Source organism: Staphylococcus sp. EG-SA-14 (genome assembly GCF_017151935.1).
Lineage (GTDB): Bacteria > Bacillota > Bacilli > Staphylococcales > Staphylococcaceae > Staphylococcus > Staphylococcus aureus.
The window spans coordinates 1-22,932 of record NZ_JACVZM010000016.1 but is presented as its reverse complement, the minus strand read 5'-3'; the positions used below and the strand labels follow the sequence as shown (position 1 = coordinate 22,932).

General features: G+C 31.9%; 27 protein-coding genes and 1 pseudogene. 10 read left to right on the top strand and 18 right to left on the bottom strand.

What is annotated here, in order from left to right:
- Window positions 1-27 precede the first annotated feature (27 nt).
- The 10 genes from IDG63_RS09905 to IDG63_RS09860 form a co-directional block, all read right to left on the bottom strand.
- Window positions 28-669, bottom strand: a complete 642-nt coding sequence (locus tag IDG63_RS09905; RefSeq protein ID WP_086095902.1) for a pathogenicity island protein — start codon at window positions 667-669, stop codon at window positions 28-30.
- Window positions 666-1,046 carry a hypothetical protein gene (locus IDG63_RS09900; RefSeq protein ID WP_000356937.1) on the bottom strand — a complete coding sequence of 127 codons (381 nt, stop codon included), beginning with the start codon at window positions 1,044-1,046 and terminating at the stop codon, window positions 666-668. Before IDG63_RS09900 ends, IDG63_RS09905 begins: the two co-directional genes overlap by 4 nt.
- Before the next feature lie 311 nt (window positions 1,047-1,357).
- Window positions 1,358-3,067 carry a DUF927 domain-containing protein gene (locus IDG63_RS09895; protein ID WP_000447451.1) on the bottom strand — a complete coding sequence of 570 codons (1,710 nt, stop codon included), beginning with the start codon at window positions 3,065-3,067 and terminating at the stop codon, window positions 1,358-1,360.
- A gap of 13 nt (window positions 3,068-3,080) precedes the next feature.
- Window positions 3,081-3,950, bottom strand: coding sequence for a primase alpha helix C-terminal domain-containing protein (locus IDG63_RS09890; RefSeq protein WP_001002721.1), 870 nt, complete (start codon window positions 3,948-3,950; stop codon window positions 3,081-3,083).
- Window positions 3,951-4,013: 63 nt separating this feature from the next.
- Window positions 4,014-4,331 (bottom strand): type II toxin-antitoxin system toxin TscT, encoded by a 318-nt coding sequence (tscT, locus tag IDG63_RS09885; RefSeq protein ID WP_001103952.1) that lies wholly within the window; start codon window positions 4,329-4,331, stop codon window positions 4,014-4,016.
- Complete coding sequence (locus IDG63_RS09880; protein WP_000403839.1) at window positions 4,332-4,715, bottom strand: hypothetical protein; 384 nt, start codon at window positions 4,713-4,715, stop codon at window positions 4,332-4,334. It abuts the gene before it with no gap.
- A 1-nt stretch (window position 4,716) separates the two neighbouring features.
- The gene (locus IDG63_RS09875; RefSeq protein WP_001231378.1) at window positions 4,717-4,920 is read right to left on the bottom strand and encodes a hypothetical protein; all 204 of its coding nucleotides are present in this window, start codon (window positions 4,918-4,920) and stop codon (window positions 4,717-4,719) included.
- A complete protein-coding gene (locus tag IDG63_RS09870) occupies window positions 4,905-5,060 on the bottom strand; it encodes a hypothetical protein (RefSeq protein WP_000708433.1) in 156 nt (51 codons plus the stop codon). The genes IDG63_RS09875 and IDG63_RS09870 overlap by 16 nt, the downstream gene beginning before the upstream one ends.
- Window positions 5,057-5,374, bottom strand: coding sequence for a helix-turn-helix domain-containing protein (locus IDG63_RS09865; RefSeq protein ID WP_000481967.1), 318 nt, complete (start codon window positions 5,372-5,374; stop codon window positions 5,057-5,059). The genes IDG63_RS09870 and IDG63_RS09865 overlap by 4 nt, the downstream gene beginning before the upstream one ends.
- 4 nt (window positions 5,375-5,378) lie before the next feature.
- Window positions 5,379-5,597 (bottom strand): helix-turn-helix domain-containing protein, encoded by a 219-nt coding sequence (locus IDG63_RS09860; protein ID WP_000153640.1) that lies wholly within the window; start codon window positions 5,595-5,597, stop codon window positions 5,379-5,381.
- A gap of 172 nt (window positions 5,598-5,769) precedes the next feature.
- Between IDG63_RS09860 and IDG63_RS09855 the strand changes: the two genes are divergently transcribed.
- Entirely contained in the window at window positions 5,770-6,444 is a 675-nt protein-coding gene (locus tag IDG63_RS09855) for a helix-turn-helix domain-containing protein (protein WP_000620857.1), read from the top strand.
- A 13-nt stretch (window positions 6,445-6,457) separates the two neighbouring features.
- Window positions 6,458-7,630 carry a tyrosine-type recombinase/integrase gene (locus IDG63_RS09850; protein WP_086095901.1) on the top strand — a complete coding sequence of 391 codons (1,173 nt, stop codon included), beginning with the start codon at window positions 6,458-6,460 and terminating at the stop codon, window positions 7,628-7,630.
- 68 nt (window positions 7,631-7,698) lie between these two features.
- Here IDG63_RS09850 and groL read toward each other — a convergent pair whose 3' ends face one another.
- Both groL and groES read right to left on the bottom strand, forming a co-directional pair.
- Complete coding sequence (gene groL, locus IDG63_RS09845) at window positions 7,699-9,315, bottom strand: chaperonin GroEL (protein ID WP_000240642.1); 1,617 nt, start codon at window positions 9,313-9,315, stop codon at window positions 7,699-7,701.
- 75 nt (window positions 9,316-9,390) lie between these two features.
- Window positions 9,391-9,675 (bottom strand): co-chaperone GroES, encoded by a 285-nt coding sequence (groES, locus tag IDG63_RS09840; RefSeq protein ID WP_000917289.1) that lies wholly within the window; start codon window positions 9,673-9,675, stop codon window positions 9,391-9,393.
- Between the two features lie 175 nt (window positions 9,676-9,850).
- Here groES and mroQ point away from each other — a divergent pair, with 175 nt between their 5' ends.
- The gene (mroQ, locus tag IDG63_RS09835) at window positions 9,851-10,594 is read left to right on the top strand and encodes a CPBP family intramembrane glutamic endopeptidase MroQ (RefSeq protein ID WP_000197635.1); all 744 of its coding nucleotides are present in this window, start codon (window positions 9,851-9,853) and stop codon (window positions 10,592-10,594) included.
- Window positions 10,595-10,618: 24 nt separating this feature from the next.
- On the opposite strand, the gene IDG63_RS09830 is transcribed toward mroQ, so the two are convergent.
- Entirely contained in the window at window positions 10,619-11,839 is a 1,221-nt protein-coding gene (locus tag IDG63_RS09830; RefSeq protein ID WP_000120294.1) for an SdrH family protein, read from the bottom strand.
- A gap of 196 nt (window positions 11,840-12,035) precedes the next feature.
- Here IDG63_RS09830 and IDG63_RS09825 point away from each other — a divergent pair, with 196 nt between their 5' ends.
- Both IDG63_RS09825 and IDG63_RS09820 read left to right on the top strand, forming a co-directional pair.
- Window positions 12,036-12,662 carry a nitroreductase family protein gene (locus IDG63_RS09825; RefSeq protein ID WP_000522384.1) on the top strand — a complete coding sequence of 209 codons (627 nt, stop codon included), beginning with the start codon at window positions 12,036-12,038 and terminating at the stop codon, window positions 12,660-12,662.
- A gap of 360 nt (window positions 12,663-13,022) precedes the next feature.
- Complete coding sequence (locus IDG63_RS09820) at window positions 13,023-13,808, top strand: carbon-nitrogen family hydrolase (RefSeq protein WP_000867950.1); 786 nt, start codon at window positions 13,023-13,025, stop codon at window positions 13,806-13,808.
- A gap of 599 nt (window positions 13,809-14,407) precedes the next feature.
- Here the strand turns inward: IDG63_RS09820 and hld are convergent.
- Window positions 14,408-14,488: a delta-hemolysin gene (gene hld / locus IDG63_RS15005; RefSeq protein WP_000046022.1), complete on the bottom strand. Its 81-nt coding sequence runs from the start codon at window positions 14,486-14,488 to the stop codon at window positions 14,408-14,410.
- A gap of 289 nt (window positions 14,489-14,777) precedes the next feature.
- Here hld and IDG63_RS09810 point away from each other — a divergent pair, with 289 nt between their 5' ends.
- The 5 genes and pseudogenes from IDG63_RS09810 to IDG63_RS09790 all read left to right on the top strand — a co-directional run bounded on the left by IDG63_RS09810 (window position 14,778) and on the right by IDG63_RS09790 (window position 17,716).
- Window positions 14,778-15,341, top strand: coding sequence for an accessory gene regulator AgrB (locus IDG63_RS09810; RefSeq protein ID WP_001105696.1), 564 nt, complete (start codon window positions 14,778-14,780; stop codon window positions 15,339-15,341).
- Window positions 15,342-15,343: 2 nt separating this feature from the next.
- Window positions 15,344-15,487, top strand: a complete 144-nt coding sequence (agrD, locus tag IDG63_RS09805) for a cyclic lactone autoinducer peptide AIP-II precursor (RefSeq protein ID WP_001094921.1) — start codon at window positions 15,344-15,346, stop codon at window positions 15,485-15,487.
- A 29-nt stretch (window positions 15,488-15,516) separates the two neighbouring features.
- Window positions 15,517-16,800, top strand: coding sequence for a quorum-sensing sensor histidine kinase AgrC (gene agrC, locus IDG63_RS09800; protein ID WP_000447888.1), 1,284 nt, complete (start codon window positions 15,517-15,519; stop codon window positions 16,798-16,800).
- Window positions 16,801-16,818: 18 nt separating this feature from the next.
- Window positions 16,819-17,535, top strand: a complete 717-nt coding sequence (gene agrA / locus IDG63_RS09795; protein ID WP_206176425.1) for a quorum-sensing response regulator AgrA — start codon at window positions 16,819-16,821, stop codon at window positions 17,533-17,535.
- 71 nt (window positions 17,536-17,606) lie between these two features.
- Window positions 17,607-17,716: pseudogene (locus tag IDG63_RS09790) on the top strand (hypothetical protein).
- A gap of 187 nt (window positions 17,717-17,903) precedes the next feature.
- Here the strand turns inward: IDG63_RS09790 and IDG63_RS09785 are convergent.
- The 4 genes from IDG63_RS09785 to IDG63_RS09770 all read right to left on the bottom strand — a co-directional run bounded on the left by IDG63_RS09785 (window position 17,904) and on the right by IDG63_RS09770 (window position 22,876).
- Entirely contained in the window at window positions 17,904-18,863 is a 960-nt protein-coding gene (locus IDG63_RS09785; protein WP_001253291.1) for a carbohydrate kinase family protein, read from the bottom strand.
- A complete protein-coding gene (locus tag IDG63_RS09780) occupies window positions 18,860-20,344 on the bottom strand; it encodes a sucrose-6-phosphate hydrolase (RefSeq protein WP_000141411.1) in 1,485 nt (494 codons plus the stop codon). Before IDG63_RS09780 ends, IDG63_RS09785 begins: the two co-directional genes overlap by 4 nt.
- A gap of 148 nt (window positions 20,345-20,492) precedes the next feature.
- A complete protein-coding gene (locus tag IDG63_RS09775; RefSeq protein WP_000790329.1) occupies window positions 20,493-21,443 on the bottom strand; it encodes a LacI family DNA-binding transcriptional regulator in 951 nt (316 codons plus the stop codon).
- Window positions 21,444-21,625: 182 nt separating this feature from the next.
- On the bottom strand, window positions 21,626-22,876 hold the full coding sequence (locus IDG63_RS09770) for an ammonium transporter (protein ID WP_001052269.1): 1,251 nt from the start codon (window positions 22,874-22,876) through the stop codon (window positions 21,626-21,628).
- Window positions 22,877-22,932: the final 56 nt, after the last annotated feature.

The window sequence follows — 22,932 nt, the reverse complement described above, 5'->3', positions numbered from 1 at the left end:
ACACACCACGTGTGACTCCATATTTAATTACTTATTCAAACTGTAATAAGATGACTTCAACTCAGTTAACTTACGTTCTAAAGCCTTGTAATCCTCTTGTGTCGCATTCTCATCTTGTACAAACTCAGTTACTAATCTCAACCCCTCAACTAACTCTGGTGCTGGTTCATTGATTCCCGTAGCTAACTGATACAACATTTCAATATTCGATATCACATCAGTATTACTTGACTGAATGCCCTCAAGTGTATCTGTATCAAATCCATTTTCTAGGTACTCAAACACATCACTATTATTTGATTCTGCATATGTTTGTAATCCATACATAAAATACTCATCTTCAAATAATTGACTGGCCATCACATCACTAATAGAAAGCTGTTTACCATCATGTAATTCATAACCTACATAATGCCCCTCTATGCTTCTTATAAGCCCCTCAGTGTGCTTAGGTGACGCTAATTCAAACGATTGCCTTACTTTACAATCTTTAATATATACATGACCGAATAACTTCCCATTCATCATCACGTATGCCATATCAAATGGATCATTGTATAACTTAAAGCAACATGGTTGCACTTTACTATGTTCTAATAATCCTGTGTAGTACCTTAGTAACGTGCCTGCTCGTGTTTCAAATTGGTTTACGATAGTTTCTATGTTCATTTGATTTTCTCCTCTTTATTTATTCTTAATACCATAGGCACCCATGAGGGCACGTCCGTTTGTTGTCCATCTTCTGGATAACAAATTGCTAATGGTAAGTTAGGAACTCTACCATCCAACAAATAACGCATTACAAAACTACCTCTATACACTAAATCAAGTTGTTCACTTTTAACTAATTCAATCAGCGCAAACATTGTAATTTTGTTCCATCCACTCCAAAACACAATATTCTCATCCTTATCGTGTGTGACACTGGTTCTCCCTATATAGTCGTGATTCATTTCTTTAAACAAATCTTCTAACTGATATATCGGTATCTCCTTATATTCTTTTACATAATCGTATATATACTTTTTAAGTTGCTCTTTATCCATGTGTTACCTCCAATATTTTTAAATGGGAACTAGTCCCCGTTGAATTCCCGACTTAAAATACTTATCGGGAACTAGTCAAACCATTGATATATAAACTTTAAATAAACTTAGTTCCCGTTGTACCCGTTAAAAATTTTCTATCATATATGGTATAAAGCTAACAACATTTGTTCGTTTTCAAATAATAAATAATAATATTATTTATTGGGAACTTCGGGAACTATTAACTTTAATTGCTTGTGGTTAAAGTAGTCTTATAGTTCCCGTTTGTATGTTTTTCGCGGGAACTTATCGGGAACTTTGGGAACTATTTAATAATCTGAATAAGGATTATGAGAATTCGAGAAATCAAATCCTAATTCTTCAAGCATTTCTTTGTTTATAGCAAATCCTCTATACTTAATGTTTTTGTGACTCACCTTTTTTTGCAAGCGATCTTTTTCACCTTTAATTAAATATCCTTTTTTGCCCCATTGACCTGTTATAGTCTGCATTTCATGACCTAATTTATCGTGTACAGTTTGACCTAATATACATAAATAATCACGTTTATATATAGCTTTGATGTCACCATTTTTGACTGAACTATAGCCATCACCAGCGATATTATTTCTATTTGCATCTAAATATTGTAATAGTTCCTCTAACAGTTGCTTAGGTTTATCAATCGTCTTATTGTTTTTAACCATGCTGTCATAGGCTTGTTCGATAATTTTAAAATGGTCATGTTCAAACCCATCAATATCATTCAAAACCTCACCGGTAACTTGTAGTAACGCAAAGGCACGTCCTAAACGTTGCATGATTTCATTACTACCTTTTTGATTAAAATACCGTTGATAGCTCTCAAAAGCGTTCTTATACACGTCTTTTTTAGACTCATATTGTTTAATAAATGCCAACCCTAACGTTCCATAGTTCTCCCTAAACGATTTGTCTAATGTGGTAAAATCAAAATTATCTGGATATGGTGGATCTTGTAGTGTAACTACACGTGCTGATACACCCGCTTTTTCATCAGCCATATTTGCGATAGATGATTCACCAGTAGAAATTAAAATATTTCGCCATTCTTTTTTAGCGTTTAGTGTTAAATTAATATTACTTCTTGATTTACTTTCACCACTAGAAAAGTTATATGTGGCACTGGTAACAAACTTAGGATGTGTATTACGTGTATCATCTTTAAACATTGGAAATGAGTTCAAAAATGATGCCATCGATTCAATACTATTTTGAGTAGAACTCCATGTCGTGATAAGGTCGCTCGTTCCCCAAACACTTGATACTAAGTTGAGTGTGAATGTTTTACCTGTAGATGTACTACCTGATATTTCTACAATAAAGGGCTGTAATCCAAATTCTCTTAATAAAACCGAACCTAAAGAGGCATATAACATAACCATTACCATTGGTAGATCTTTTATTTGACCGAACACTTTTTTAGAGTAACCTTCTAATGTTCCTTTGCTTTGAAAAGAGTCTATTAACTTTTGAAATCCTTTATCATTACTAAACAACTTGATATTGCTGTCTTTCATCACTTCTTGATAAGGATAAATAAAATAACCTTTCACATGCCCCAAACGCGTTGCAACTTTAACATTCAATGGTGGATTATACCGTTTAGATGCATTAATATAATCAACAAGTTTAGTAGATGTCGACGATGTTACATCCAGCTTTTTATTAACCAATTTCAAGAGTTGACGACTATCTGAAATTTCTTCGGCACTCACAGCTATATTTACTGGCGTTTTATTGTCATAGAAAAGCATATTAAAGCTGACTTCGTTACTCTCAATATCTTCAAAGCGTTCAGTGATTTGAGGGATTGTACTTGTGATAAAAACCTTTTTATCTGGCTCGCCTTCTTTTTTACTTGGTATAAGTTGATTTAAGGCAATACCGCATTGATGATGTTCAATTTCATAACCTTTTGGTATAATTTCTTGTAAGGCACTATCTTTTTTATTAATTTTTTCAATTTTATCAAGTACATCACTTTTACCTGTTTCCATACAAAGCCCCTTTCTAATTGTTATAGTGTTTATTTAATATCGATTGAAAAGTGGCGTTGATTTCTTGTTCTTTCATAGGTGGTTTACATGCGAATTGCCCCCATAGTAAAGCAAATGAATAAACAATATAATCATTAACGTGACATCTTAATAAATGCCCAATTAAGCTAGCTAGTGCATTGTTACGATTGCCTTCGGTTGTTCCAAAGCATAGCTCGCGCCAGTACTCACTATCGCGTCGAGTGTATCCTATGACATTAGGACTAGCATTTGATTGTTCAAACTCCTTCGACCACTGTTCGAGCATATCAACATTCATAATTGGACAGTCATTCACTCGCTTAATAAATATGTGTCCTTTTTGAATAACTGGTAACGCAAAACATCTACTTGGCTGATATGAACCTTCATCCACTTTATGGCCAATTTTATTTGCTAATACTTTTGTATATTTACGATAATCATCTGCACTTATTCGCTCATTTAGAGGGATATACAGGCGTATTCTAGCTTGTTCAGTTCTGTGCGAGTAACTTGTGTGCCAAAACCATGCAACATTGCTTAAAGCTGAGCTGATTGCTTCATGTAATTGCTTTAAATCATTTATTTCATCATAATCAAGTACAATCACATCTCTGTATATGACATTTTTATCGTTTCGATGCTTTTTGATAATTTCACCTTGATCATTTGCACCGTTTTTAATATCACCGTAAACAGCAACACCACGTGCATACTTATAATTTGCTTCTATAGGTACAGACAGTTTATTAACCAACTTACTCCAATTAATTTTTGAAAAGCTATTAAATGAACGTGAGTCTAAACTTTCATAATGTACCACTGAAACATGTGTGTCATATTCTAATTTAATTTCATTCATTTTTTGCACCTCTAGTGATTCACAGAGTAAAAAATGTTATAATAAACATGTGTAATTTCTAAATTACTCTGTGATTTTTAATTTTTGTGCGTCATCTGATACCTCGCCAAAGTTCTCAGATGATGCTTTTTCTATTTCATGAAATTTTTGTATAAGTTCACCGAATTCTTTTAAGTACACATGTAATAACTCAACTGTATGTTCATTTTGTATACGATGTTCTAAATAGCTAGCAGAAAAATTAATATGTTCCCGTTTTGTTTCTAATTCATTTTTTACAAATCTATCTTCAACAAACCAAGCATGTTTGATAGCTACATCATTGATTTTTTCTTTTACCACTTCAATATCACACATTAAATCTTTAATTTCCCAATTCATTTATAATTCCTCCACTTCAATATTTCCCGCAATGTAATCTAATGCCCACTCTAACATTCCAATCACGTGTCCTTTGCGATCTGTTGTATGTTTGTGTTCACCTTTTTCATCTATGACACTATAACGGTAAACATGTTGTGTTTCTTTCATGACATCACTTAGCGTCATTGTTACTTCATCAAGAATTAAAAATGCTTCATCTTCAAAATCTAATTCAGCAAGAATATTGAACAATCCATTATGAACTAACTTTAAAGCATATTCATATAATGCTTTATCCTGATAATGATAGTCCTTATCGGATTGAAACTTATCTTCCTCGTATAATACTACTTCTAATATTTTAACCACTTTTGATAATTGATATTTTTGTTTGATTTCCATCTTAACTACCTACTTTTTTCTTATTTTTAATTTCTGTAATTTTTGATAAATCCATTTCTAAACACACAACTTGAACATCTTTACTAACATCAGGAAAGTACTGTTCAAATACTTTTGGCGGTATATTTAACATTAAATTATGTTGAGTATCTTTAATGTTGTACCAGCCAACTACTGTTTTTGTAATAATCACTTGTTTTCGCACGTTGTAATCTCTCCTGTTAAATTACATCCTAAAGTTATTAGCCAAGCATAAACGCTAAAAGCAACATACATGTTAGATATTGCTAGTAATAATATTGTTAACAATGAAACTAAGCAGATATAAGTTAAGTAGATTTTCATTGCCTTGCCTCCAATAACTTTTTGATATTGACTTGTTTAAAGTCGTTATTCTGGATATTCATATGAGCAGTAAGCTGTTCCATGAATTCATCTACATCAGACTTTTTGAATCTGTACGTAGATCCGACCATATAATATTTCATGCCATTATTAATAAGTAATTCTTCAATAGTAGGCTTACTTAAATTCAGATAGTTAGACAACTCTTTGTAAGTCATAAAATATTTCTCTTTCGCTAATTCGTCCACACGTGCATTGATAGCCTGCTCAAGTAACTCACGTGCTTCATCTTCATCAATATTAATGTTGAACATTGGTTTATGCCTCCTTTACTTCAAATTCAAATAATTCATTTACCTCAACTTGTAAAACTTCTGCCATTTTCTTAGCTAATTTAGGGCTTGGAATCTTTTTACCATTAATAATTTGGCTTAAATAAGAAATTCCAACACCTGTTTCACGTGATAAATCAGATAAATTAAAGCCTTTTAAGAACATGGCTTCTTTAAACTTTCTAGTATTCGCTAAAATAGTCATAATTAAAATCCTCCTTCGTTTTTGACTGACTTCTCAATCAATTTATAACTTTATTATACATAATCGTTTTTCTTTTGCAATAGTTTTTCGACTGACTTCTCAATCATTTTTTATTTTTTTGTACATAAACGTCCAAAAAAATGCTATTATTAACATAATTAGGAGGTTTGTAATGATTAGAAATAGATTGTCTGAACTACTGTCAGAAAGAGGACTAAAAATATCTCGTGTTGCAAAAGATGTAAAAATAGCAAGAAGTTCACTTACTTCAATGGCACAAAATGATTCTGAAATGATAAGATATGATGCTATAGATAAATTATGTAGTTATCTGCACATATCTCCTTCAGAATTTTTTGAACATAATCCGATCAATTTTGACTTTACTTTTGATGAAGAACCGAATTATAAAATTAATGATGTTTTCGAGGGATTTGAAGTAACTGCAAACATTACTCACGCTTTTTCGATTGAAAATTTTGACTTTGAAATTTTAGTAGACGTCGAATTAGATAATAGGCAAAAATTAAATTTTGACTTAGACGTCTCATATAAAGAAACTGAAAAGATAACTAATTCACAACATAGATTTATTTTCACGATTAAAAATGAAGATGAAAATATCGGATTAAAAAAATACGTTGATAGTTTATCTGCAGGCCTTAAAAACTTGTTATTTAAAAAAATTAACCAAAAGTTAAGTGGGTATGTTTCTGAAATAATAGTAAAAAATATAGACGATATTGAAGAGCTTTTTCCAAATAAAGGCGAAAAAAGTACGACTCTACATAAAGAAATTTTACAAACTGATAGCCGTTTATCTAGTGATATTTTTAAAGAATATTAATCGAGGTGATCAAATGGCAAGTTATGAAAAACGCGGAAATACATGGCGCTATCGTATATCACTAGGAAAAGACGCAGAAACGGGCAAATATAAATATATTTCAAACTCAGGTTTTAAACGCAAATCAGACGCTAAACATCACGCTGAAATGGTTGAGCGTCAGTTAAGAAATGGCGATTATATCGCACCGTCCACGTCTACATTTAAACAGGTTGCTGACGATTGGATATCACAATATGCTAACGAAGTAAAAGTAAGTAGTGTCAGAGCACGCGAGAAAGCCATAAACCACGCCATAGAACGCTTTAACAATAAACCAATACAAACTATCAATAAACATGAATATCAACGTTTTGTAAACGATATAAGCGCACAGTATAGCAAGAATTATGTTGATAGCATTATAGCCTCTACAAATATGATATTTAAGTACGCATACGATATGAAATTAATAAGAATAATGCCTAGCGAGGGTATTAAACGACCTAAAAAGAAAATTAGTGTGGAAGAATTAGAAGATACTGAGATACATAAAAAGTTTCTTGAAAAAGATGAATTATTTCAATTCCTGGAGGTTGCTAAAAATCACCATTCACCCCAAAACAGCTTTGAGGTGTTTTGTACATTAGCATATACAGGCATGCGTGCAGGTGAATTATTGGCATTGAAATGGTCTGATATAGACTTTGAGAATAATACAATCAATATTACAAAGACTTATTACAATCCGAATAACAATAAAAAGCAATATCAAATACTTACGCCAAAAACTGAAAGCTCAATCGGAAAAATTTCAGTTGATCCTCATGTGATTAAATTACTCAAAAATTATAAAGTGGATGTACAGGACACATGGAAAAACGAGTTGTATGTAGATAACAATTTCGTTTTTACTGATGTTAACGGCTATCCCCTCGTAATTAAGAAACTACAGTTATGGATAAAAGCTATACTTAAAAAGACTAACATAACTAATAAACAAATAAGCACTCATTCATTTCGTCATACTCATTGCGCGTTACTTATAGAGGCTGGTGTGCATATTAAGGAAATACAAGAACGCTTGCGACACAAAGATATAAACACCACTATGAACATCTATGCTAAGATTACGAACTCATACAAAAAAGACGCTTCCCAAAAGTTTAGTAAACTCATGGAAAACGTCTCAAAAGATTTATTTTAAAATTTCTATGACCAAATTATGACCACCCAATATTAAAAACGTTATAAAATCGGAGTTTAACAGTCATTTTACATCATTCCTGGCATGCCACCCATGTTAGGTTGGTCATTATTTTTTTCTGGAATTGATGCTACAACCGCTTCAGTCGTTAAGAACATTGCCGCAACACTTGCTGCATGTTGTAATGCTGAGCGTGTTACTTTAGTTGGATCAACGATACCTGCTTCTAACATATTAACCCACTCGTTTGTAGCAGCGTTAAAACCAACACCTGGTTCTGCATTTTTCAAGCGTTCAACGATGACAGATCCTTCTAACCCTGCATTTTCAGCAATTTGACGAACTGGTGCAGTTAATGCTTTAAGTACAATATTTACACCTGTTTCAATGTCACCTTCAGCTTCAATTTCACTTACTTTTTGGTAAACATTTACTAATGCAGTACCACCACCTGCAACAATACCTTCTTCTACTGCTGCACGTGTAGAGTTTAATGCATCTTCAATACGTAATTTACGTTCTTTAAGCTCTGTTTCACTTGCTGCACCTACTTTAATAACTGCAACACCACCTGCTAATTTAGCTAAGCGCTCTTGTAATTTTTCACGATCAAAGTCAGATTCAGTTTCTTCAATTTGAGATTTCAATTGGCTTACACGTGCATCAATGCTGTTTTCGTCACCGTCACCATCAACAACAGTGGTATTATCTTTAGTTACTTCTACTTTACTTGCAGTACCTAACATATCAATTGATGCATCTTTTAAATCTAAGCCTAAATCATCAGTAATCACTTGCGCACCAGTTAAAATAGCTAAATCTTCTAACATTGCTTTACGACGATCACCAAAACCAGGTGCTTTTACTGCAACAGCAGTAAATGTGCCACGCATACGGTTTAGCACGATATTTGTTAATGCATCTCCTTCAACTTCATCAGCTACAATTAAGATTGGACGATTAGATTGAACCACTTGTTCTAATAAAGGTAAGATATCTTGGAATGATGAGATTTTCTTATCTGTCACTAAAATATATGGGCGTTCTAATTCAGCAACCATTTTATCTGAATCAGTAACCATATACGGTGATTGATAACCACGATCAAATTGCATACCTTCAACCACTTCAAGTTCTGTATTCAAGCCATTTGACTCTTCAATTGTAATGACACCATCGTTACCTACTTTTTCCATAGCTTCTGAAATATAGCGTCCAATTTCTTCATCTGCTGCTGAAATCGCACCTACTTGCGCAATTTCATTTTTATTTTCAACTTTTTGAGAATTTTCATGTAACGCTTCAACAGCAACTTTAACTGCTTTGTCGATACCTTGTCGTAAACCAACTGGGTTCGCACCACTTGTAACATTTTTCAAGCCTTCTTGAATCATTGCTTGAGCTAATACTGTTGCAGTTGTCGTACCGTCACCAGCAATTTCATTTGTCTTATTTGCAACTTCTTGAACTAGTTTAGCCCCCATATTTTCATATGGATCTTCTAATTCGATTTCTTTAGCAATCGTTACACCATCGTTCGTAATTAAAGGTGCTGTAAACTCTTTATCTAATACAACATTACGTCCTTTAGGACCAATCGTTACTTTAACTGCATTTGCTAATTGGTCTACACCACGTAACATTGCTTGACGTGCATCTTCAGAGAATTTCAATTGTTTAACCATAAATGATAAACCTCCATTTGTTTAGTCATATTTCATTTTCGTTCTTTACAATTTATCTATGAATTTAGTTTTATATTATTCAATTACCGCTAAAATATCTTCTTCATTTAATACTAGATATGTTTCATTATCTCGTTTAACTTCTGTACCAGCATATTGTTGGAACACGACACGGTCCCCTTCTTTCACTTCAGGAGTCACTCTTGTACCATCATTTAATAGGCGTCCTGTTCCTACTGCAACGATAACGCCTTCGTTTGATTTTTCTTTAGCACTATCAGTTAAAACAATACCACTTTTAGTTGTTTGTTCTTGTTCTTTTTTCTCAATAATCACACGATTTCCAATTGGTTTTAGCATGATTGTTCCTCCTTAAAAAAACCTAAAGTTTAGCACTTAACATTAAAGAGTGCTAACATACATTTATAATAATCAAATTTGGTCAAAATTTCAAGTCATAACCTTTTAATTAAGTTTTGTAACTTCAAGTTATTTACGATAAAATAAATTATAAACAAATATTTGGAGGAAAATTATGACAAGACTATGGGCATCATTGCTAACTGTTATTATTTATATATTGTCTCAATTTTTACCGCTTCTCATTGTAAAAAAATTACCATTTGTACAATATAGTGGCATAGAACTGACTAAAGCAGTCATTTACATACAACTTGTTCTATTTTTAATCGCCGCCACGACGATTATTTTAATTAATTTAAAAATTAAAAATCCAACAAAATTAGAATTAGAAGTTAAAGAACCTAAAAAATATATCATTCCATGGGCATTGCTTGGATTTGCATTGGTAATGATTTATCAAATGGTAGTGAGCATTGTATTAACGCAAATTTATGGTGGACAACAAGTAAGTCCTAATACAGAAAAGCTAATTATTATTGCTCGAAAAATACCTATATTTATCTTCTTTGTATCTATTATCGGTCCTTTATTAGAAGAATACGTATTCAGAAAAGTAATCTTTGGAGAATTATTTAATGCGATTAAAGGTAATCGTATCGTAGCATTTATTATTGCTACAACAGTAAGTTCATTAATATTTGCATTAGCACATAATGATTTCAAATTTATTCCAGTTTATTTTGGTATGGGTGTCATTTTTTCTTTAGCATATGTATGGACAAAACGGCTTGCTGTTCCAATTATTATCCATATGTTACAAAACGGATTTGTCGTTATATTCCAATTACTTAATCCTGAGGCTTTGAAAAAAGCCACGGAACAAGCGAATTTTATATATCACATTTTTATTCCATAATATAAAAAACGAATCACACACGGATTATCGTCGCTGTGATTCGTTTTTATTTTTCTTTTTATTTCGCTTTACAAATAAGAATAGCATGATTGAAAATACCACCATCATAGAACATACAATTGCTAGCCAACTTTTACTATATGCAGTTGACGCACTTTTCTTATTATCTTCTTGTTTTTTAACTACTGTAAAATCGTCTTTTTCATGCGGTTCAAATGAGCGTTGCTTTGAATCCGGCTTATCTTCGGGCTTTTTCAAATCTGGCATTGATCCAATTTCACCAGTAATTAATGCGAGTACTTGTTCATCTAAATTACGATAGTACCTTTCTGATTTCAATGGATTGAAATATTGGAATCTAAAGTAATTCGATTGTTGTTGTAATCCATTTAAATAAGCATTTCCGCTGAAGTTTTGTTTGCGAATAATATTATAAATGTCTTCATCAGTAACTTCTCCATAATCTTTGCCCAACTTATTAATTTGATTTAAAATATACGGATTATACTTGTAAGCCCCATTCGCCAAGGCTAAAAATCGTTGGGACACAAAATCATTACCAGTAGGATTTTGTGAGTTTCCTTGATTTCCATTTGGTTGCCATTGACCTTGATTAGATCCATCTGAAGCATTTGGGTTCCATGTTCCCCCATTTTTCGAGCCACCAGAATGATTGGAATCCCCAGGTTGATTGGGATTTGGTGACGGGTTAGGATTTGGCTTATCTGGATCTGGTTTTGGATCTGGATTTGGCTTTGGCTTATCTGGATCTGGTTTTGGATCCGGTTTTGGCTTTGGTTTATCTGGGTCTGGTTTTGGATCTGGTTTTGGTTTCGGGTTATCTGGATCTGGTTTTGGATCCGGATTTGGCTTTGGTTTATCTGGGTCTGGTTTTGGATCCGGTTTTGGTTTCGGGTTATTTGGGTCTGGTTTTGAATCTGTACTTGGGTTTTGGTTGTTTGAGTCTGGCTTCACATTATTCGAATCAGGATTAGCATCACGACTATTCGAACCTGTTCCTTCATTACCCGTTTGATTTGATTCGTGAGGTGTCCCAGTCTCATTATTATTCATTTCACTATTTACTGATGGTGAAGTTATATTATGATTCAAATTAGTAGTTGGTTTTTCTCCATTTAAGTTATCCTTTGCTTCAACTGTGTGCGTTGCAAGCCCTAAACTACTACTACTTAAAATTAAAATACTTGTTGAAAGTAACATTTTCTTAAACCAATGATATGACATTTCACGAGACACCTCCCTTTTTCATGTAAGTATTAATCTAAGTATAATAAATATGCGTTGAAAATGCATTTATATTTGGAATTTGAAAATGAATATTAATATTCTTGAAATTTTCGTAAATATTACTTTACAAGTACGAGTATAAATTTTATACTTAGTCTATTAAGTATTCTTTAGTAAAGAAGGAGCAATAATTATGGGTTTATTTAAAAAAGATAAAAAAGCAATGACTTTTGACAATGCAATGGAAGAAAGACGTTCAATATATAATTTGAAAGATTCGATATCAATTAGCGATGACGAATTAGAATCAATGATTGCACATGCAGTTAAACATGTTCCTTCATCATTTAATTCTCAATCAACTAGAATTGTTCTCTTATTAAATGACAACAATAATAAATTTTGGGATAACACAAAAGCAATTTTAAAAGAAGTCATGGGAGAGAATCGTGATTTCGAGCCAACTGAACAAAAAATTGATAACTTCAAACATTCATACGGCACAATTTTGTTTTATGAAGATCAAGATGTTGTAAGTGGTTTACAAGAACAAATGCCAAACTACTATGATAATTTTGCAATATGGTCAACTCAAACAAATGCCATGCATCAATTTGCAATTTGGACTGCATTAGCTACTAAAGGCATAGGTGCTTCATTACAACACTATAATCCACTTGTTGATGAGATGACTTCTAATGAATTTAATATTCCTAAAAGTTGGAAACTTATTGCTCAAATGCCATTTGGTGATATTCGTGAAGCTGCTGGCGAAAAAACATTTAATCCAGTGGAAGATCGTTTCGTAATAAAAAAATAATCAATATATTGTTAGGAATGGGACAGAAATGATAAAGAATCATTAGTTATTCATTATGTAGTAGTTCTTACACATTAGCCGCTGCTAATGTGCACTTAAGAATAGGAATACATGAGTAAAACTCATGTATAAGAAATACTAATTTCTAAAGAAAAAGTATTTCTTTATGTTAGAGCCCACCCCAACTTGCATTGTCTGTAGAAATTGGTGTTCCAATTTCTCTATGTTGGGGCCCCATCAACTACTGTCAATATAACATTGTAGAGCCTAGGACTTTGATTTTATGTCTTGGGCTCGTTTTTTGCGTTTCAACATAACTTTTAGTAAGTTATATATAAGATCTATCAAGGATGTGATGTTATGAAAGTCCAAATTTATCAATTACCGATTATTTTTGGAGATAGTTCTAAAAATGAAACTCAAATAACGCAATGGTTCGAAAAAAATATGAATGCTGAAGTAGATGTAGTCGTTTTACCTGAAATGTGGAATAATGGCTATGATTTAGAGCATTTAAATGAAAAAGCAGATAATAATCTAGGACAAAGTTTTTCATTTATTAAACATTTAGCTGAAAAATATAAAGTCGATATCGTAGCTGGGTCAGTTTCTAACATTAGAAACTATCAAATATTTAATACAGCTTTTAGTGTGAATAAAAGTGGCCAGCTAATTAATGAATACGACAAAGTTCATTTAGTTCCTATGTTAAGAGAGCATGAATTTTTAACTGCTGGCGAAAACGTAGCTGAACCCTTTCAATTGTCTGACGGTACTTATGTGGCCCAACTTATCTGTTATGATTTACGTTTTCCCGAATTATTAAGATATCCTGCTCGTAGTGGTGCTAAAATTGCATTTTATGTGGCGCAATGGCCTATGTCACGTCTTCACCATTGGCATTCATTACTAAAGGCACGTGCAATTGAAAATAATATGTTTGTCATTGGAACTAATAGCACTGGATTCGATGGTAACACAGAATATGCTGGTCATTCGATAGTTATAAACCCAAATGGAGATTTAGTTGGAGAATTAAATGAATCCGCAGATATTTTGACTGTAGATTTAAACTTAAATGAAGTAGAACAGCAACGCGAAAATATACCTGTATTTAAAAGTATTAAATTAGATTTGTATAAATAAGAAGCGCCCGAAATAATATTTAACACATGTCATGACTAAACATAGATTTATGAGAGATTTTTCATAAGTCTATGTTTATTTTTTTATAATAGATAACTCAGTAAGAATCCATTTCGCCCTTTGCAAATGAATGATTTTCTTAATTAAATTGATTAATTTTTTGACCTTTTCCAACATTAGACTTATTCATATATTTTAACGGTGGGTCTCATAATGAGGATTAACTCTCCCCTTCTTTATTACAATAAAAAAGGCCGCGAGCTTGGGAGGGGCTCACGACCATACTTATTATTAAGGGAATGTTTTACAGTTATTTTTTCAATCTATTTTTGGGGATGTTATTAATTATGAAAAAAATTTTATTTATCAAATAATGATAAATCGATGTTGTTTACGATAGCTTACATGCTAGAAATAATTATCTGTAATGATAATTAAGAAAAATACATAGCACTGAGTCCAAGGAAACTAACTCTACTAGCAAATGTTACTCACTTGCTAATTTTACATGGTTATTAAGTTGGGATGGCTTAATAACTCATACTTTTAGTACTATACGAAGATAACAAATTTACAATGAAAGTAATTAATTATTCATCTTATTTTTTAGTGAATTTGTTCACTGTGTCGATAATCCATTTTACTAAGTCACCGATTGTTGAAATGATATCTTGTGCCATTGAAATCACTCCTTCCTTAATTAAGATAAAAATTCTTAAAATTAAACAACTCATCAACTATTTTCCATCACATCTCTGTAATCTAGTTATATTAAAACATGCTAAAAGCATTTATTTTCGATTTTTTCTTAACTAGTCGTTTTTTATTCTTAACTGTAAATTTTTTTATGTTAAAATATTAAATACAAATTACATTTAACAGTTAAGTATTTATTTCCTACAGTTAGGCAATATAATGATAAAAGATTGTACTAAATCGTATAATAACAGTGAGGAGAGTGGTGTAAAATTGAATTATTTTGATAACAAAATTGACCAGTTTGCCACGTATCTTCAAAAGAGAAATAACTTAGATCATATTCAATTTTTGCAAGTACGTTTAGGGATGCAAATTATAGTTGGTAATTTTTTTAAAATACTTGTAACATATAGTATTTCTATATTCTTAAGTGTATTTTTGTTTACCTTAGTTACACACTTATCCTATATGTTAATACGCTATAATGCACATGGTGCTCATGCAAAGTCTTCGATACTTTGTTACATACAAAGTATTTTAACATTTGTATTTGTACCTTATTTTCTAATTAATATAGACATTAATTTTACTTATTTACTGGCCTTATCTATTATAGGATTGATTTCCGTTGTTATTTATGCACCTGCAGCAACGAAAAAGCAACCTATACCAATAAAATTAGTAAAACGTAAAAAGTATTTATCTATAATTATGTATTTATTAGTTTTGATTCTATCCTTAATAATACATCCATTTTATGCTCAATTTATGTTATTAGGAATTTTAGTAGAATCTATTACATTATTACCTATTTTTTTCCCTAAGGAGGATTAATCATGAATACACTTGTTAATATGTTTTTTGATTTTATAATTAAATTAGCTAAAGCAATCGGAATTGTCGGTGGCGTAAACGCTTGCAGCAGTTTATTTGATGAACCTAAAGTACCCGCTGAATTAACGAATTTATACGACAAATAGTAAAAGTTATTTTAGAAAGTGTGTAGCATATGGAAACAATAAACAACTTAGCTATGGCCACTTTTCAATTAGTAATACTTTTTACAGTAGCCAAATTTATTTCCTTTGTTAAATTTAATTTAAGGGATTATTTTATTATAGTTGGAATTATAATTCCAACCATGTTTTTGTATTACTTCTATGGAAGTAGAGCCGTATTGATTCCAACTTTTTCATCTATCATATTTTTATTCTTTAAATTAAAGTACTATGCAATAGTAACAATTTTAGTGACCATGATCATAATGTATTTGAGTAATTTTGCAACAGTAGGTTTGTTTTTAACTTTAAGAAAATACACTACTGATCCTGCAATACTCTTACCATTATATATACTTTCTTTTTCATCAGTTTCATTATTAGCGACATATTTGGTAAGAATATCTCTAAAGAAATTTAAAAAATCATACTTATCTTTAAATAAAACTTATATGATTATAATTTCATTCGTATTATTTGCAACATTTGCATTTTTTTATATTTATTCTACAAATACAAGTTCAAACGGTGATAGCTTAATTCCATATGCACTTGTATTTATAGGATTAATAATTTTTATCTCTGTTGTAATACTTATAATGTCGCTTTTCACCCTTAAAGAGATGAAATACAAACGAAACCAGGAAGAAATTGAAACCTATTATGAATATACATTGAAGATTGAAGCTATCAACAACGAAATGCGCAAGTTCCGTCATGATTATGTCAATATCTTAACGACACTTTCAGAATACATTCGCGAAGATGACATGATTGGTCTACGCGCTTATTTCAATAAAAATATTGTACCTATGAAAGATAATTTGCAGATGAATGCTATTAAATTAAATGGTATCGAGAATCTTAAAGTACGTGAGATAAAAGGCTTAATTACTGCGAAAATTTTACGTGCACAAGAAATGAATATTCCGATTAGTATCGAAATACCCGATGAAGTAAGTAGCATTAACTTGAATATGATCGATTTAAGTCGCAGTATTGGTATTATTCTTGATAATGCAATTGAGGCATCAACTGAAATTGATGACCCTATCATTCGCGTTGCATTTATTGAAAGTGAAAATTCAGTAACGTTTATTGTTATGAATAAATGCGCTGATGATATACCACGCATTCATGAATTGTTCCAAGAAAGTTTTTCTACTAAAGGTGAAGGTCGTGGTTTAGGTCTATCAACTTTAAAAGAAATTGCTGATAATGCAGACAATGTCTTATTAGATACAATTATCGAAAATGGTTTCTTTATTCAAAAAGTTGAAATTATTAACAACTAGCCATAAGGATGTGAATGTATGAAAATTTTCATTTGCGAAGACGATCCAAAACAAAGAGAAAACATGGTTACCATTATTAAAAATTATATAATGATAGAAGAAAAGCCTATGGAAATTGCCCTCGCAACTGATAATCCTTATGAGGTGCTTGAGCAAGCTAAAAATATGAATGACATAGGCTGTTACTTTTTAGATATTCAACTTTCAACTGATATTAATGGTATCAAATTAGGCAGTGAAATTCGTAAGCATGACCCAGTTGGTAACATTATTTTCGTTACGAGTCACAGTGAACTTACCTATTTAACATTTGTCTACAAAGTTGCAGCGATGGATTTTATTTTTAAAGATGATCCAGCAGAATTAAGAACTCGAATTATAGATTGTTTAGAAACTGCACATACACGTTTACAATTATTATCAAGAGATAATAGCGTTGAAACGATTGAATTAAAACGTGGCAGTAATTCAGTGTATGTTCAATATGATGATATTATGTTTTTTGAATCATCAACAAAATCTCACAGACTCATTGCCCATTTAGATAACCGTCAAATTGAATTTTATGGTAATTTAAAAGAACTGAGTCAATTAGATGATCGTTTCTTTAGATGTCATAATAGCTTTGTCGTCAATCGCCATAATATTGAATCTATAGATTCGAAAGAGCGAATTGTCTATTTTAAAAATAAAGAACACTGCTATGCATCGGCGAGAAACGTTAAAAAAATATAATAAGATAATAAAGTCAGTTAACGGCGTATTCAATTGTAAATCTTGTTGGATTTTAACAAGATAACTAGCAAATGCACTGTATAGCTGGCTTTTTAATTGTTTAATAACAAAATTAAATATGACGCGTGAATTAAAAAATGATGTAACGTCTCTTTGTATACCTATTCCTATTACTACATAATTTATCAATTTCTATTTCACTCTACAATCCTATGGCGCAATTTTTAACAAAATATACTAAATTTGAAATCGACAGTTTCCTTAAATAAAATACTACAATTTCCTACCCCATGAATCTTATTTTGTTTTAAAAAACAGTGTAGCACAAGATTCAACTTGTTTCCTACACTGTTTTATAAATGAATTATTTAAAATGCTTGTTCAACCTCTTGTAATGTTGGCAAACTATTAATGGCACCATACTTCGTTGTCACTATTGCAGCAACGCGATTGCTAAACGCTAAAATTTCCTCACCTTCATTTTCAAATAACTGAGTTAAATTTAACACATCGGTTGCTAAAATCCTGCTAATAACTGCACCAATAAAAGCATCCCCTGCCCCAGTTGTATCAACAGGTTTTACCTTATAGCCACTATGATAATGATTATTACCATTTTTCAAATATACGGCAGCACCATCTGCTCCCTTCGTATAAATGACTACAGTAACATTACCTGTAAATAATGATTGAATGGCTTCATTTTCATCATGAATACCTGTAATAAATTCTAATTCTTCATCTGAAACTTTTACAATATGCGCCAATGGCAAAAAGGTATGAATAGTTTGTCTTAAATCTTCAGCGTTATCCCATAATGGCAATCTTACATTAGGATCAAATACGACAGTACCATTTGAATTTAATGTTTTGGTAATCAATTGATAATGTGCTTCTCTCATCGGACTATCGATCAAATCAACAGAACAAAAATGTACCACATCATTTTCATTCACATCAATATCATTCACAAAACTTGGTTCAAATAACATATCAGCAGAGGGCTTACGATAAAAAGAAAAATCTCGCTCGCCCGCTTCAGTCAAACTTACAAAAGCTAACGCAGTGTTGGCTTCATTCGTGCGATACACTTTTGATACATCTACACCAATACTTGATATCGTTTCAATAATGCTATCTCCAAATGCATCATTACCTAATTGTGTAATCATATGCGCTTGTTGTCCTAACTTTTGAACTGTACAAGCTACATTGCATGGCGCGCCACCAATTTGCTTCGTAAATGTTTGAACATCTTTTAAATTCGCATTTGTAATGTTTGGAATAAAATCAATTAACGCTTCTCCTATTGAAAATAGACGTCTCATTTATGTTCATCCTTTAAATCATATTTAGTAAATTGTAAATATACTTGCCCTGATTCTGTTGATGTTTTAATACCTAGTGCGTCTTCTGTCGGGAAAATTCGAGATGTCAAAACACGTTCCCCATCATTACAGAAAATTTCTATACTAGATGTATCAACAAAAATTTGTAATTGCTTTAATGGCGTGTCTAATATCGTACTACGCGTCGTACCTTCAACATTTGCCGGCAATAAACCACTGTCGCTGCGATCTAATGTTATTTTATTTTCACGCTTGTTATAAGCGATTAATGTTGAAGAAGTCTTAGATGTACGTAATTCAAAGTACACTTCGGTAGCATCATTATCCAAAATATCTATGATTAATTCATACTGTTTACCTTCATACGGATGTAATTTTCGAGTAAATTTATTTGCGTAGCCTAATGCTGTCTCTTTATTGTGACGTAATTTTTCCAACGCTGGATATGGACGTTGCTTAAGTTGACCATTTTCTACATTTAATACACGAGGAATTGTTAAGCAATGGGCCCATCCTTCATTATCAGTAGGATATTCGATTTCCGGTAACCCCATCCATCCAATTAGTACTCGTCGGCCTTTTTCATCTAAAAATGTTTGAGGTGCATAGAAATCAAAGCCATTATCAAGCTCGACAAAATTTTCATGTTCATATGTTAACTTTTCAATATCAAACTTTCCAAGTATATAACCACTTTGATAAATATTTTTGAACTGATCGCCTTTTGGTTCAATACCTTGTGGACAAATAAGTATGACATCTTGATTATCTACATTAAAGTAATCTGGGCATTCCCACATATATCCAAAATCATCCAACTCTGTATTTATTTCACCTAAATAATGCCAATTAATTATATCTTCAGTATTATAAAGTAATAATCGACCTTGCTGATCATTATTTTGTGCGCCAATGATCGCATAATATTTCTCACTATATTTAAAAACTTTAGGATCTCTAAAATGACTCGTATATCCTTCTGGTTGTTGGCTAATTACTGGCTTTGGAAACTTTTCAACTGAACCGTCTTCTTTCAATCGTGCGATCATCTGACCCGCATGTCGTTGCCAATGATTATCTCGATGATTTCCTGTGTACATATAATATAAATGCCCGTTATATTCAAAAGCGCTACCGCTATATACACCATGGCTGTCATATTTAGTATCTGGATTTAAAATTGGCCCTTCAGCTTTAAAGTTTATTAAGTCATCACTCGTGTAGTTATACCAATACTTTAAGCCATGTACTGCGCCTAATGGGAACCATTGATGTGAAACATAATACTTCCCTTTATAAAAAATTAGTCCGTTGGGGTCATTTAATAAGCCTGTTTCTGGTTGTATATGAAATTGTTGACGAAATTTTGATTGATCAACTTGTTGTTTTAATGTTTTAAAATACTCAGTATCAACGTCCTCGATTCGTTGATAACGTTCTTCTCTAGTCCATTCGGTCATAATATTTACCCAGTCCTCCTTTTATAATTTATGCTGTTAACAATTTATATTCTATTATAGCAAATTTTACCTACGTTCTTTAACTTTTAACCTATCCATTTATAGTTATATGGTATCGGTTCCACATTTATTTTAAAAAATACAGCGTCTAAATATTAACATCTACTGTGACGCTATATGGCATATCTTGCTTTTTAAGCATCTGTTGTATCTCTTCCATCGCGCATTGGCCAGCTTCAAAATAATTATAATGAATTGTTTTTATCGATGGAGACACTAATTGTGTCATTGGGTCACCACCAAAACCATATATTTGATGTGGTTTCATAACATCTTTTTTATCAGAATAATATTTATAGGCAGCTAATGCAATCGTATCAGTTGCTCCAACAACCGCATCTACTTGCTCCACATTTTCCAAAGCATTTGCAACATCTTTTTGTGCTTCCACATAAGTAAAATTTGTTTCATGTATATTAGGTTTAATTTGGTATTTAGCTAACTGGTCAAGTAAACCACGTTTTCTATGTATACCAACTGCAATATCTTTTTCACTTACGCTAAACACTTCAACTTGTTGATATCCCTGTTGACCAATCCATTCGCCTATAATTTGACCTGCTTTATAATCATCATGCACAATACTATGAAGTTGTTCATGTTGTTGACCAACAATAACGATTGGTACATTCATTTTATTAATGACTTCAATATGTCTCTCTGTTATATCTGTAGCCATTAAAACAATACCATCTACTTTACTGCGTGCTAATGTTTCAAGCGCTTGTATTTCTGCTTCGATATTTAAACCTGTATAATTTAAAATTAATTGTGATTCATATTTTTGGCATTGTTTTGCCAATCCTTTGATTGTTTCGTCTACTGCATATGAATTCATTCTAGGTATAATGGCACCAATAAGGTGTGTTTGTCTCGCTCTTAAACTTTGAGCAAATTGATTCGGTTGATAGTCATGTTCTGCTATAATTCTTGTTAATTTTTCACTTGTTTTTTTACTGACAGATCCATTATTTAAAAATCTAGATACTGTACTTTTTGAAACGCCTGCCAATTTGGCAATATCAGATATATTTTTCATACTTATTCACCTATCATTATTTGTGACACTTAGCCTTATTTTAGCATATGTGTAACCGCTTTAAATAATATTTCTGCTTCTTTCATAAAAAGATTTCAAAATAAAACTTTTGTATAACAAAATGTCCCAACATCAACCTTTAGTTAAATGTTAGGACAATGAATATTCTATGTAAATATATTCTAATATCGAATATGTTTATTGAATCTATTTAGCTCACCTTCAAAGTAAGCATGTTCACCGTGAACAATCTTGTCTAATCCTATATTCGTTTCTTGTTCCGTAACAGATAATGGTGTAATTAATTTAATTACTTTCGCAATAATAAACGTCATGACGATACTAAAAATTACAACTGCTGTTACACATAATATTTGTACAAGTACAATATGTATGTCACCAGTATAAATAAAACCATTTTCAATGTCAGGATTTGCTTTTTTACTTTGGAAAACTGCTGTTAAAGCAGCACCAATAATACCACCAACACCGTGGATACCAAATGCATCTAATGCATCATGATACTTTAATTTTACCTTGATGTAATTGATGACAATATAACAACAGATACCTCCTATTAAAGCCATTATTGTTGCACTAAGATATGTTACATATCCTGCTGCAGGAGTAATGACAACTAAACCAGCTAATGCACCGAGTAAAAGTCCAAGTAAACTTGTCGTCTTTTTAAAAATATATTCTAAAATTAACCAACCTATAGCACCTGCACTGGCTGAAATGATAGTATTTGTAAATGCAAGCATCGCAATATTATCAAATGTAAAAGCACTACCTACATTAAATCCATACCAACCAATCCACACGAATATACCGCCAATCAACGTAATGATAAGATTATGTGGTGTTGATTCAGAATGTTTGTTTCCTTTTCCAATCATAATAGCTAATACTAAACCAGAAACACCTGATGTAATATGAACAACCGTACCTCCAGCGAAATCTAATACACCGAGTTTGTTAATCCAACCGCCGCCCCAAACCCAATGTGCTACTGGACTGTATACAAGAGCAGTCCATATTACTACGAATAATAAATAAGGAATAAACTTCATTTTCTCAGCGATTGAACCAGATAAAATAGAAATTGCAATCGTACAAAACATCATTTGAAATAACATAAACAAAGCGAAAGGAATATGTGGGCTAATATCTTCTTGAGTCGCAAAACCTACATGATTAAGAAAAGTATATTCCCAATTTCCGAACCATAAATTCCCATTTCCAAAACTAATTGTAAAACCAACTGTTATCCATACAAATGTAACAAGCACAATTGCTGCCATACTTTGCATGACAGTATTAAGCGCATTTTTAGATTGAACTAACCCACCATAAAATAAACTTAATCCTGGTGTCATTAACCAAACTAATAATGTACACAAAAACATAAATATCGTATCGTTAAGATTCATACTTACCACTCCCTTGTTTTCATAATAATCTGACAATTTATAAAAAGCAAAAATGC